The organism is Shewanella sp. BC20, assembly GCF_003129585.1.
GTDB classification, from domain to species: Bacteria; Pseudomonadota; Gammaproteobacteria; order Enterobacterales; family Shewanellaceae; genus Shewanella; species Shewanella seohaensis.
On record NZ_NHRI01000011.1, the window covers coordinates 23,563 to 36,216 of the forward strand.

Below are 12,654 nucleotides of genomic sequence, written 5' to 3' on the forward strand. Positions count from 1 at the left end.
CTTTCAAATGGGGATAAGTTTGCTAGGCCACAGAGCCTAAACTTGCCAGCCTGCGCCGCATCCAAGCCATAAATAAAGTAAATCGTTGAAGGATTGAAGTCGTGAATTTGTTCAAAGCCAGCCTAGTTGCCATCACCTGCTCGGCACTCATGTCGTGCGCCGTCCAAAGTCCGTTAAATACGGGCCCAAGGGATGCAAGCCCCTATATCAGCCAATATCAGGCGAGCTTACGTTCACAGGTGATTTCGAATGTGCATTATGAGCTGGATTTTCAACTGACTGGCGACACTGAGTTTAGTGCAACGACTAAGGTCAACTTCAATCTCAGCGAAGTGCCCAAGCAATTGAGCCTCGATTTGAACAAGGCACAAATTAAGCGCTTTTTGATCAACGGCACTGCGGTTTACCCCAACTACAACGGCGCCTATATCAGCCTGAATACTCGTTTGCTGTCCTCGGGTGACAACACCATTGAAGTGCAATTTACTCGCCCCCACAGCACCAACGGCGAAGGCTTGCACCGTTTCCAAGACCCAGTCGATGGCAAGGTCTACCTGTATTCGCATTTTGAGCCTGCCGCTGCGCAGCAAATGTTTGCGGTGTTCGACCAACCCGACTTGAAAGCCAACTATAAAATCAGCGTAACCGCGCCGAAGGACTGGCAAGTGATCAGTACCATGCGCGAGTCCTCAGTCACACCAGCTGGGGCCATGAATCGTTGGGAGTTTCCTGAAACGCCTAAGTTAAGCCCTTATAACTTCTCGATGCATGCTGGTCCGTACCATATGTGGCAGGACAACTCTGGCCGCTATCCGATGCGCCTGTTCGCGCGCCAATCTGTGGCTAACCAAGTCACACCTGAGGATTGGTTTACCTATACCAAACAAGGCTTAACCTTCTTTGATGCCTATTTCGGTATTCCTTATCCCTTTAAGAAGTACGACCAACTTTTAGTGCCTGATTTCCTCTACGGCGCAATGGAAAACGCTGGCGCCATCACTTTCGCCGAAGATCGTTTCCTCCACAAAGCGGCTATGACCGCCGAGCAAAAACAAAGCTTAGCCGGCGTTATCATGCATGAAATGGCGCACCAATGGTTTGGCGATCTGGTCACCATGAAGTGGTGGAATGGTTTGTGGCTAAACGAAAGTTTTGCCTCCTTTATGGGCACGCTCGCGACCCAAGAGGCCACCGAGTTCACCAATGCCTGGCGCAGCTTTTACGCCCAAGGCAAACAACGCGCCTATGAGCAAGACAGCCTAGTGACCACGCATCCCATCGAAGTGCCCGTGGCGACCACGCAAAACGCCTTCGATAATATCGATGCTATCACCTATCAAAAAGGCGCCTCGACCCTCAAGCAGTTGCGCCATTTACTCGGCGATCTGGTATTCCAGCGCGGCGTGAGTAACTACTTAAAGCAATACAGCTATCAAAATGCCGAGCTAGATGACTTTATCAATAGCCTAGCTAAATCGGCGGGCCGTGACTTAAGCGCCTGGACGAAAGATTGGCTCTACAGCGCTGGGGTTAACACCATTAAGGCCGAATACCGCTGTGACGGTAACCGCATCAGCGATTTTAGCCTGTTGCAGTATCCTGCAAGCAGTGAGTTGCCGACACTCAGGGAGCAGAAAGTCCAAATCGCCCTGTTCACTAAGGGACGCTTCGATTTAAGACATGAGACCACGGTCGCCGTCACCTATAAGGGTGAGCGCACCGAGGTGAAACAATTGGTCGGCGAGCGTTGTCCGGATTTGGTTTACCCCAACTACGATGACTGGGGCTTTGTAAAGGTGCAACTCGATGACAAATCCTTCGACACCGCCAAGCAACAGTTAAGCCGAGTCACAGATCCACTGCTGCGCTCTATGCTGTGGCAAAGCCTGTGGGACAGCGTGCGTGAAGGTAACCTGAGCCTAGATCAATACTTAAGCACAGTGTTCGTCAACGCCCCTGCGGAAAATGACTACACTGTGGTCGGCCAGATTATTTCGACTCTGCTGCACAGCAAAGAATACCTCGCGCAAATCGCGCCGATTCAGCAAAACTATGCTGAAAATGCGGTCAAAGGCTTAGCGCAAATGAGCCTTCGCAAAACCATGGAGAGCCGAGGCGACAATGACTTCCAGCGCCGCTGGTTCAATGCCTATATTCAGTTAGCGGGCGATCGCGACAGTCTGCGCCACTTAGCGCAATTGCTGGATGGTACAACCAAAATCAAAGGCTTAACCCTAGACCAAGATCTCCGCTGGGCCATCATCACTCAGCTGAATCGCTATGACTTCCCGAATGCGCAGCAACGTATTACCCAGGAAGCCGCCCGCGATAACTCGGATTCGGGTGAAAAGGCCGCATTGGCCGCACAGGTTATCCGCCCAGAAGCCGCTGCCAAACGCCGCTGGTTGAGCAAAGTGCACGCCGACGCCCTGCCGTTTGCCAAACAGCGGATTATTATGGAAAACCTCTATCCTGCTGAACAGAAACTGCTAAGCGCCGCCACCGCGGAAGAGCGCCTCGCTAACTTGGCGGACATGGATAAGAAAGGCCCAGTGTTTATGCGTAGCTACAGCCGCAACCTTATCCCAACCGACTGTAATTACACCAGTATTGCCGCCTTGGATAAGGTATTAGATACCCAAACAGGATTATCTAACCTAACGCGCCGCACGCTGTTAGAAACCCGACAAACCGAGCAACGTTGCGTACTGATCAAAAATAAAATGACCCATTGATAATGGCTCATAAAAAGAGGCTCAATTGAGCCTCTTTTTTATCCCGTTACTCAATACGCCGAGAAGGCAATTCTTGATAGAACTGCAGCAACTCTTCGAGCGCCAAAGGTTTAGCGTAAAAATATCCCTGATGTTGATAAACCCCTTTCGCGGCTAAGTACTCCACTTGCGCCAGAGTTTCAACGCCTTCGGCCACCATATCCATATGCGACTCACGGCCAAAGGCGATAATGGCATCGAGTACCGCGCCCTTTAAATCCTGCGTGCCTATGGTATCGGTAAACATCTTGTCGATTTTGATGCTATTAATCCCTAGCCGCTGCAAATAACTAAAACCACCAAAGCCAGTGCCAAAATCATCCAATTTAAAGTCATGGCACAGGGGTAACACCGCCTTCATTTCGGCGAGGGCCAGCTCAAATTGGGTAATGGGCTTACGCTCTGTCAGCTCAAAGGCGATACGTTTAACCTTGGGATCGCTATGGCTGGAGAACCATTTGCTCAATAACCCCGACTCGAGGTGCTGGGCGACGATATTAACGCTGACCCAGCCTTTGAGCTGAGGCAAGTCCTGATACACCCGCTCCAAAATCAGATCGGTGATCGGCAAAATTAAGCCCGAATCTTCGGCGTAGGGAATAAACTGGTTCGGTTGAACGAGCACGCCATCGAATCGGCGCCAGCGGACTAACATCTCTTGGCCGACGACCTCTCCGGTGCGGCAATCGATAATCGGTTGATAATAAGGAATAAACTCTTTTCGGCTGATGCCTTTTTGGATGAGCATCCCCAGCGACACCCGCGCCGATTGCCAATTCCAATAAAAAATCACCGCAAGGAAAGACACTAACAAGGCAACTACAAATAGCACAACGGCTACGTGTGAGGCTTCTCGCCAGTAAAGCGTATCCCCCGCCCTTAAGGTCAAGGTCACATCTAATACGTTGATATAACGAGAGTCCTCAATGAATACGTTCTCTGTTTCTAGCCGCTCAACGCCCCGCTCTAGGGAAGAAAGGCCTTGATAACCAACCAATAGTTGATAACAACCTAGGCACAGATTTGACAGGGTTTCGTTATAGACAGAGCTATTGGTGAGCACGACTAACTTTTGTTTGCCCAAATGGAACACATAACCAATGCTGCGGGCCCTATCGTTAGCCGCGACTGTCGTGGCAATATCCACTCGATGTGAATCGAAATATAAACTTCGAGAACGGTCGAACTGATAATTAACCGGAGGCCCTATATTGGAGCATTGCTTGCCGTCTACCAATTCTAACTGAATAAAACGAACGATCGCGGGGCTTAGTGATGGGCTATTTAGCAGCGCGATATCGTCGGTATCGCAGGTAAAAGATAATTCGCTGAAGGCCTGCGCGACATTTGTCGCTTCAAATCCATCGAGTCCATTGGCAAACGAAGTCGCAATAATATCTAAATCATCGCTGAATCTTTTTTCCATACTGTAACGGGTCAACCAAGGTTGCATCGCACATGCCAGCAGTATGGGCAAAATAAAGATAAGGCAGGTATGTAACCAGGGATTAAGGCTCCAGCGAGGAAAATTCCATTTCATATTATTCCGCTCATTTGCATTCATCAGCACTGATTTGTACTAACTTACTGTTATATCAGAGTATGCCTTATATCCGATGAAAGCTGTGCAACAAATCAAATTAGTCATCTTACAGGAGTAAACTCCTATTTGGGCAATATCGCCAATTTACCAAGATGACAGTCAATCCGAGGTGCTGCCAATTTAAACACATTAAAAAATTGGCAACTTATCAATTAATGCTTTCACACTTTCAGCCGCTATACTCTATTGACGTTAGACAGCTAACGGAATTTAAAGGAATTAAATATGAGATCAACACTCAAAACCCGCCTACTCTTTAGTAGTCTTTTCGCCGTTCTCATTACTGTTGCAGTGCTGGTAAGCATTTCAAGCTATTTCATCCGCAATAACGCCTTAGAAAATACCCAACATGAAATTGATCAACTGGCGAACACCTTTGCCGAAGGGATTGGCCTGTGGATGCAAGATCGCAAAATGGCGATTACCAGTCTTAAAAAGACCATTGAAGCCGATCCCAATGTGCAGATCACGTCCTATTTATTACAAGCCCATAATGGCATGGGATTCGCGCTGACCTATTTTGGCGATGAACAAGGCAACATGTACCGCCAAGATCCCGCGCTAAACACGGCTAACTATGATCCCAGAGTCCGTCCTTGGTATATGGACGCCAAAGCCGCCAATGCGATGGTGATGACGGCGCCCTATGTTAGCGCGACCTTGAAAAAACAAGTGGTGACCATTGCCGAGCCAGTCATGGTCTCGGGTAGCCTATTCGGGGTGGCCGCAGCAAACCTCACCATAGACCAGCTCACCGATGCGGTTCAGCGCCTTCAAGTCCCAGGTAAAGGCTACACCTTAATGGTAGACAGGACAGGGCTTATCATCAGCCATCCCAATAGCCAGCTCAACAATCAACAGCTGAACACCATAGATAAAGACTTTACCCCCAGCTGGTTATCCCAACGGGCAAATGCCAATACCTTAGAAGAGCGTGAACTCGGTGGCGAAACTCAACTCATTTATGTGGCGGCAATACCGTCCACCGATTGGGAGTTGATTTTCGTGATGAACAAAGAGGAGATCATGTCGCAGGCCACCACACTTGCTTGGTGGATGTCCGCCGTCGGTGCCGCGTTACTGGTCCTCTTCGGCTTGGTTCTCGTGGCTATCTTTAAAATTCAATTTAAAGACTTAGAACGCGTTGCCTTGGCACTCAATGATATTGCCGAAGGGGATGGCGACCTAACAATGAGAATACACACAGCCAACAGCCACGACGAGATTGGTATCTTGGCCTCGGGCTTTAACCGCTTCGTCGAGCGCCTGCATGGCATGATCTCCAGAATGCACAAGATTGCTGGCCAACTGGAATATCAAGCCCAGGGCAGCAGTGCATCGGCCACGGATAATAGCCAGCGCATCGCCGTGCAGCAGGACGAAGTGACCATGGTGGCGACCGCTGTCACTGAGATGGCGAGCGCCACCGAAGAGATTGCTAGCAACGCCGAGCATACCGCGCAAACGGCACAAGACGCGGTTGGTTTGTCGAACCACGGCCAAAAACAAGTGATGCAGAGTCAGCAATCGATCCGCAACTTGGCCAATGAGGTCGAGACCGCGGGCCGTATTATCAGTGAGCTTAATGAACACTCGCAAAAAATTAATAGCATCCTGCTCACCATCAGTGGCATTGCCGAACAAACCAACTTGCTGGCGTTAAACGCCGCCATTGAAGCCGCCCGCGCCGGTGAACAAGGTCGCGGCTTTGCGGTGGTGGCCGACGAGGTGCGCGTGTTATCGCAGCGAACTCACTCCTCGACCCAAGAAATTCAGGCGATGATCGAAACCTTACAGCAAACTGCGGGTAAGGCGGTTAAATCTATGACTCAAAGCCATGATATGGCTGAAACCAGTGTCGCCGACGCCAACTCGGCCAGTGAGAGCCTGCTACAGATCAGCAAAGCCATTAATGAGATATCAGATATGGCGAGTCAGATTGCCACCGCCGCAGAGGAACAAACCTCGGTCACCAGTGAAATTAACCGTAATACCGAGTCGATTCGCGAAGTTTCTGAAAACCTCTCTATAGAGGCGCAAAGCTCTATGGTACAAGCGCAGGAATTGGCTCATTTAGCCGCTTCGCTGCAGCAGGAAGTCGGCCGCTTTAAGCTATAAATGCATCAACGGCTTATGCCCTAACGCATCGCCATGCTATAAAAAATCCCCGATAATCTTGAGCTTATCGGGGATTTTTTTATAAAGATTACACTAGCGCTTCAAGGCCTCTCGATGGGGTTGGATTAAAGGTTCGAAATAGTTGGTCTTTAAGCCTTGATAACCCATTTCAATCCGATTACCGCCATTACGCTTCGCCTTGTACATCGCCGTATCGGCGCAGGACAACAGTTGTTTTTCATCCCTGCCATGCTCAGGATACAGAGCAATCCCAATGCTAGGCAAAATATGGATCTGCTGATTCACCAACTCGAAGGGTTGGTTAAGCACTTCAAGAATTTTTTGCGCAACGAGTAAGGTATTCTGCGCCGAATCGACACGCTCTAGCAGGACCACAAACTCATCACCACCAAAGCGTGCAACCGTATCCGAGCTTCTAACGCATCCTAAAATCCGCTGGGCGGTAATTTGCAATAAGAGATCACCCACACCATGGCCATAGGTATCATTCACCCATTTAAACTTGTCTAAATCCAAGTAGAGTAAGGAAAAATAGCTCGACTCGCGATTCGCGCGCGATAACGCCTTCTGGAATCTGTCATAAAACAATTCGCGATTGGGCAAATGGGTGAGTTGATCATAAAGTGCAATATGCTCCAATCGCGCCAGCATTTGCCGACGCTCGATAGCGAAGGCGATTTGTGTCGACACAAACTCAACCAGTTCGCGATCCTGCTGAGTATAAGCCCGAGAATCAGGGGTGCTATGCATAATCAAGGCGCCGATAATGCCCTTCTGCAATGTTAGCGGCACACCAAGCCAACTTATGGCTTGCGGGTTATCTTGCTGATTATCTTGCTGATTTTTTTGCGGACCGACTTGCGAATAGCAAAGCTCACTTTCAACCGCAGAAACAGGCCGAGTCATGGGACAAAGCAGCATAGACTCTGCGCTTTGGATCACTTGCTCGGTAAAATGATCGAAACTGGCGGATTGCGCCAGATTTTGCTCCCCCGCCAACACGCGATAGGGAAAATCTAACTCATTAAGATCGGCATCATACAGCGCGATTGCAAAATTATCCGTCGGTAACAGTTTGGCCAGGATCTGGTGAATGCGTCGATACAGGGCGAGGAGATCTTCGGTAACATGCACGGCTTCAGAAATCTCATACAGCGCAGCCTGACGCCGCTCAGCGGCTTTGCTTTTAGTGATATCGCGTGCGACGGCAATCCGCTGCTGGCGATCCTCAGACCAGCGGGCAGACCAGAGAATATCGACCAGTGAGCCATCTTTACGAACATAACGATTTTCAAAATCGAGCTTATAACTGCCCGCCATAATGTCATTGGCGGCGGCCAGTGTGCGTTCTCTATCTTCTGGATACACAAGATCTAACATCTGCATCCCCAGCATTTCATCTGGGGTATAACCAAAAATACGCTCAGCGCCCGCACTGACAAACTCGAAGCGCCCGGTTTTATCGACGACGCAAATAGCATCTAATAACAAATCAACAAATTGGCTTAGGGAAGTATAACCATCGTTTTTCACACAACTCTCCAACTATGCCGAGGGTTTATTTACGTCACAAGGCCCATTAACAAACCGGGAAAAACCCCGCCGTTAAAGTCCAAAACACAGAATAACATACTATTAGAGTAGGTTAATTACTATGACAGTTCCAAGCTAAATCCAGCGCAATTGCGCCCGCATACTGATAAAAGCCAGCGGTGTATTTGACGGACACAAACCGATTTAAGCACAATACCCTAAAGGGCGATGGCACGTGTCGCCCACTTAAGCCTCATTCCACTGTTTGCCAGTTAAGTAGGAGTATGTTTGACGTCGTTCCAATCCCCTGCCCATAGCGCGCGACATTTACGTCTCGGGCTTGCCATGTGGTCACATAACCATTGGCAAGAAAGTGTTTATGGTTCAAGCACTAAACAAGCTGAAAGACTTGCCCGCTATGCCAGTATCTTCAACACAGTAGAAGGCAACACCAGCTTTTACGCGACGCCAAATGCGCAAACAGTGATGAATTGGCACAGCGCCACTCCCGATGATTTTCGTTTTACCTTCAAACTGCCGCAAACCATCACCCATCAAAAGCAGTTGCAGGATTGTCAGCAGGAGTTATTAGCCTTCTTCCAAGTGATGTCACCCTTGGTTGAAAAAACCGGTTTGTGGAAAATTCAGCTTCCCGCTTCCTTCGGCCCCGAACAGCTACCAGTGTTAGCAGGTTTTTTTGATCTTTTACCGCAAGGTTTAAGCTATGGCGTAGAGGTTCGCCATTTAGGCTTTTTTGCCAAGGGAGACGCCGAGCGAGCACTGAATCGCCTGCTGATGGACAGACAAGTCAATCGCATCATCATGGACAGTCGACCGCTGTTTGCCCTGCCGCCCGCGAACGAGGCGATTATTGATGCCCATAAGAAAAAGCCACAGGTGCCCGTTCACGCTATCGCGACCGCCCATACGCCCGTGGTACGTTTTATTGGCCAAACGGATGGCACAATTGAAGCCTTAGCGGCGAGTAACGATAAATTGCTGGTAAAGAATAACGATAGCTTTTTTAACAACTGGCTAAGGCAACTCGCACTCTGGATAAAAGAGGGGCGCGAGCCTTATCTGTTTATCCATACGCCCGATAACCAGACCGCGCCCGAATTAGCGGTCCGTTTATACCAGCAGTTGCAGCAACAACTGGCCGATGAGGTCAGCTTGCCCACTATTCAGTTGCATAAAGCGTTGGCAGAGTCTGCCGCGCAGATGCAACTGACGTGGTAAAAGGAATTTTGCTTAACCCCAGAGCGCGTTAGCCAAGATAAACACCAAGGCAGATAAGAGCATGGTAATCGGCAGTGTCAGCACCCAAGCTAATAAAATCTGCTTAATGGTTTGGCTTTGTAAGCCTGAGCGATTGGCCACCATAGTGCCCGCCACCGCCGAAGACAAAATATGCGTAGTCGATACTGGCATGCCCGTCACGCTGGCAATCCCAATCGATGCCGCCGCCGTCACCTGCGCCGCAATCCCTTGGCTGTAGGTCATCTCCGAGGAGCCTATCTTCTCACCGACGGTATAAACAATGCGGCGCCAACCCACTAAGGTGCCACAGCCCAAGGCCGTCGCAATGGCCACTATCACCCACAAAGGCGCGTATTCGGTTGACTTAGTTAGGTCCTTACGCCATTTATTGAGTGATGTTAACTCTTTGGCGGGTAAGTCTAATTTTGCCACTTTGCGCGCAGTATCATCGATACATAGCAGCAAGCGACGCACTTCACGACGTTCTTCGACACTCATCTCTTGAAAACTGCTGGCCTTATCTAAACGGCGATCGAGCAGCGACATGGCCGGTAACACGGTTTGTGCCGAGCAGTGGCTCAGTAAAGTGTCAGTGTCAGTCACATTCACTTGTGCTTTAACATCCACCAAATCGCTAATCACAGCTTGATTGCGACTGTAGATAGCCATAATGCGGCGGTTAGCATCCTGTGTTCTCGCCAAATCATAGGATTGGCTACTCATGTCGAGGGCAAAATACGCTGGTGCCATACAGATCAGCACCAGCATCACTAAACCAATGCCTTTTTGGCCATCGTTAGAACCGTGGGCGAAGCTCACCCCCATGGCCGAGGCTATCAAACTGACGCGCGCCCAGAACGGCGGATGGCGTTTGCCATTAATCTGAAATTGTTCATCGGGGGTGCGGTGTATCTTGTGCTTTTGCCACACGTACTTCATTAGCAATAACAGTATCCCCGCCAGCACAAATCCCAGCGTGGGCGAAATGATCAACGACAGCATAATCTGCGTGGCTTTGGTGAGATTAATGCCGTGCAGTACAGGTTCATTGTGTATCCAGGCGAATGCGCCGCCAACACCCATAATCGAGCCAATCAGGGTATGGGAACTGGAGGCAGGAATGCCAAAATACCAAGTCCCTAAGTTCCAAATAATGGCTGAGAAGAGCAGTGAGAACACCATCAACAGCCCTTGGGTTGAATCCATTCCCAGTAAAGAATCGACGGGCAAAAGATGCACTATAGCGTAGGCGACGCCAAGCCCACCGAGCAGCACTCCGGCAAAGTTGAAGAGGGCTGAAGAAATTACCGCGAGGTTGGCAGGCATAGCCTTGGTGTAGATGACTGTGGCAACAGCATTGGCGGTATCGTGGAAACCATTGATAAATTCGTAGGCCAGCACAAATAACACCGCCAGCACTAAAGCTACCGACCAACCCAGGCCGATAGAAGTCAATATCTCAAACATGAATCGCTAACCTATAACGAGGACGCCACAGATTACGCCTAAGGTTGACCTCTTTGACAGTGAAAAATTATTTAGATTTGCAAAAAGTGAATCAGTCCTCAATAACTCCGTGTCAGGCTTGCATTTAACACTGGCTTGATTTTATTCTGCGCCCATGAACACTCAGGCCAAAAAAGCACTCAAAATATTGATTAAATTTAATAAATTCTAACTGGATAGAGCATTCTTTACCATAAGTCGTAATAGCGTTATATCCCATGATCGCCTAACCGAAATCGCTGTGGCGTCATCCCAAAACGCTCCTTGAAAGCTTTGATATAGGATGAATCATTTTGATAACCAATTTGGTGGGCCACATTCTGTATTGATAGGTTAGTGGCCAATAGTGATAGCGAATAGATCAACCGTAAATGTTGGCGCCATAATCCGAAGGAAGAACCAAACTCCCTAACAAATAACCTCGACAATGTTCGTTCCGATGCCCCAACCATCTCACCCCATTTCGCTAAAGATAAATCTAAAGCTGGCGTTTGAGTTAAGTGCTCAAAAATCAATTTTAGGCGCCTATCTTGTGGTATCAATAACTTAAAAGTCTGTCCCTCTGCATTATTAATTTGATCGTATAACACCTCAAGCAAACGCTGTATTGTCGGCAGAGCTATTGGCTCAACATTCATTGAGGTATTAAAAACACATTGTTTTCTGATCGTTAACACTAATTCCCTTAGAAAAGCACTCATAGCGACGGGTTTTATCGTGGCGCCATAATCTCGACCACACATTGGATTCAGATAGACACCAATAAAACAAGTATCAGTAATCGCAACAGACTCATGTATCACCCCTGCTGGCACAAAAAGCGCTGTGGTATGGGGAACTAAGAACAGTGCCCCATTCGCTTCTGTCTGTAACAGGCCTTGAAGCGGAAGAATAAGCTGATGCCAACAGTGCTTATGTAAAACATCCACATACCCCTTCTGCATCTCAATCGTTTTTACAAAGCAAGGCATATTAGGTGCTTGCTCAATAATAGTATTAATCGAATCAGGTTGGCGACTTAACATTATTACTTGTCCATATGACGTTATTCGGCCAAATAAAAGAATTGTAGCATAGCGTAATCCCATAAAAGACACAGGAAAACTCAATGCAGATTCATTGCATTATTCATGAAAGCTATGAAGGTCCAGGATATTTTAGTGATTGGGCCGCCAGCAAAAACTACAAAATGAGCTTTAGCAGAGTCTATCTAGGTGAAGCCCTCCCCGAAGATACTGATGGTTTTGATCTGTTAATTATCCTCGGAGGCCCTCAGTCTCCCGCCACATGCCAAAGCGATTGTCCATATTTTGATAGTCAAGCAGAACAAAGACTTATCAGGCAAGCTATTCAAACAAATAAAGCCGTTGTGGGGGTTTGCCTTGGCGCACAATTAATTGGCGAAGCATTAGGCGCCCGTTATCAAAAGAGCCCACATGCCGAGATTGGTTATTTCCCCATAGAGCTAACGGCAGCTGGTAAAAATGATATTAACCTTAAGACATTTTCGACAACCGAAATAGTCGGCCACTGGCATAACGACATGCCAGGCCTCACTCCCAATAGCGAAGTACTCGCCACCAGTGAAGCTTGCCCACGACAAATTGTGCGTTACACAAATTTAGTTTATGGATTCCAATGCCATCTTGAATTTATCAGTAGTCAATTAACGCCACTCATTGCCCAAGAACAGGCTTTTTCCAGTACGCATACCATGCCATACATTCAAAGCCCTGAGTTCATCCTGGAGCAATCAACGACTCAGATGAATCAGTTGCTAGGGCATTTTTTAGATAATCTAGTCTTAGCCTATCAAGCGGTATAAACACCATACTGAGT

Annotated in this window: 8 protein-coding genes; 4 read left to right on the forward strand and 4 right to left on the reverse strand. The window is 48.4% G+C overall.

The annotated features are described in order from the left end of the window. Positions 1-101 precede the first annotated feature (101 nt). On the forward strand, positions 102-2,735 hold the full coding sequence (gene pepN, locus CBX96_RS12425) for an aminopeptidase N (protein ID WP_109286918.1): 2,634 nt from the start codon (positions 102-104) through the stop codon (positions 2,733-2,735). A gap of 46 nt (positions 2,736-2,781) precedes the next feature. Here pepN and CBX96_RS12430 read toward each other — a convergent pair whose 3' ends face one another. Beyond that, complete coding sequence (locus CBX96_RS12430; protein ID WP_258294577.1) at positions 2,782-4,314, reverse strand: EAL domain-containing protein; 1,533 nt, start codon at positions 4,312-4,314, stop codon at positions 2,782-2,784. 288 nt (positions 4,315-4,602) lie between these two features. Between CBX96_RS12430 and CBX96_RS12435 the strand changes: the two genes are divergently transcribed. Continuing rightward, positions 4,603-6,495: a methyl-accepting chemotaxis protein gene (locus tag CBX96_RS12435; protein ID WP_109286919.1), complete on the forward strand. Its 1,893-nt coding sequence runs from the start codon at positions 4,603-4,605 to the stop codon at positions 6,493-6,495. A gap of 93 nt (positions 6,496-6,588) precedes the next feature. Here CBX96_RS12435 and CBX96_RS12440 read toward each other — a convergent pair whose 3' ends face one another. Then, on the reverse strand, positions 6,589-8,049 hold the full coding sequence (locus CBX96_RS12440; protein WP_109286920.1) for a GGDEF domain-containing protein: 1,461 nt from the start codon (positions 8,047-8,049) through the stop codon (positions 6,589-6,591). Between the two features lie 345 nt (positions 8,050-8,394). Between CBX96_RS12440 and CBX96_RS12445 the strand changes: the two genes are divergently transcribed. Then, entirely contained in the window at positions 8,395-9,288 is an 894-nt protein-coding gene (locus tag CBX96_RS12445; RefSeq protein ID WP_109286921.1) for a DUF72 domain-containing protein, read from the forward strand. 12 nt (positions 9,289-9,300) lie between these two features. On the opposite strand, the gene CBX96_RS12450 is transcribed toward CBX96_RS12445, so the two are convergent. Together CBX96_RS12450 and CBX96_RS12455 are read right to left on the reverse strand one after the other, a co-directional pair. Next, positions 9,301-10,776, reverse strand: coding sequence for an inorganic phosphate transporter (locus tag CBX96_RS12450; RefSeq protein ID WP_109286922.1), 1,476 nt, complete (start codon positions 10,774-10,776; stop codon positions 9,301-9,303). Positions 10,777-11,024: 248 nt separating this feature from the next. Further along, entirely contained in the window at positions 11,025-11,840 is an 816-nt protein-coding gene (locus CBX96_RS12455; protein WP_109286923.1) for an AraC family transcriptional regulator, read from the reverse strand. An 83-nt stretch (positions 11,841-11,923) separates the two neighbouring features. Between CBX96_RS12455 and CBX96_RS12460 the strand changes: the two genes are divergently transcribed. Further along, entirely contained in the window at positions 11,924-12,640 is a 717-nt protein-coding gene (locus CBX96_RS12460) for a type 1 glutamine amidotransferase (RefSeq protein WP_109286924.1), read from the forward strand. The last annotated feature ends 14 nt before the right edge of the window (positions 12,641-12,654 follow it).

Coding starts and splice junctions, on each gene's coding strand:
- CBX96_RS12430 (WP_258294577.1), bottom strand. CDS start 4,314: ATGAAATGGAATTTTCCTCGCTGGAGCCTTAATCCCTGGTTACATACC.
- CBX96_RS12435 (WP_109286919.1), top strand. CDS start 4,603: ATGAGATCAACACTCAAAACCCGCCTACTCTTTAGTAGTCTTTTCGCC.
- CBX96_RS12445 (WP_109286921.1), top strand. CDS start 8,395: ATGTGGTCACATAACCATTGGCAAGAAAGTGTTTATGGTTCAAGCACT.
- CBX96_RS12450 (WP_109286922.1), bottom strand. CDS start 10,776: ATGTTTGAGATATTGACTTCTATCGGCCTGGGTTGGTCGGTAGCTTTA.
- CBX96_RS12455 (WP_109286923.1), bottom strand. CDS start 11,840: ATGTTAAGTCGCCAACCTGATTCGATTAATACTATTATTGAGCAAGCA.
- CBX96_RS12460 (WP_109286924.1), top strand. CDS start 11,924: ATGCAGATTCATTGCATTATTCATGAAAGCTATGAAGGTCCAGGATAT.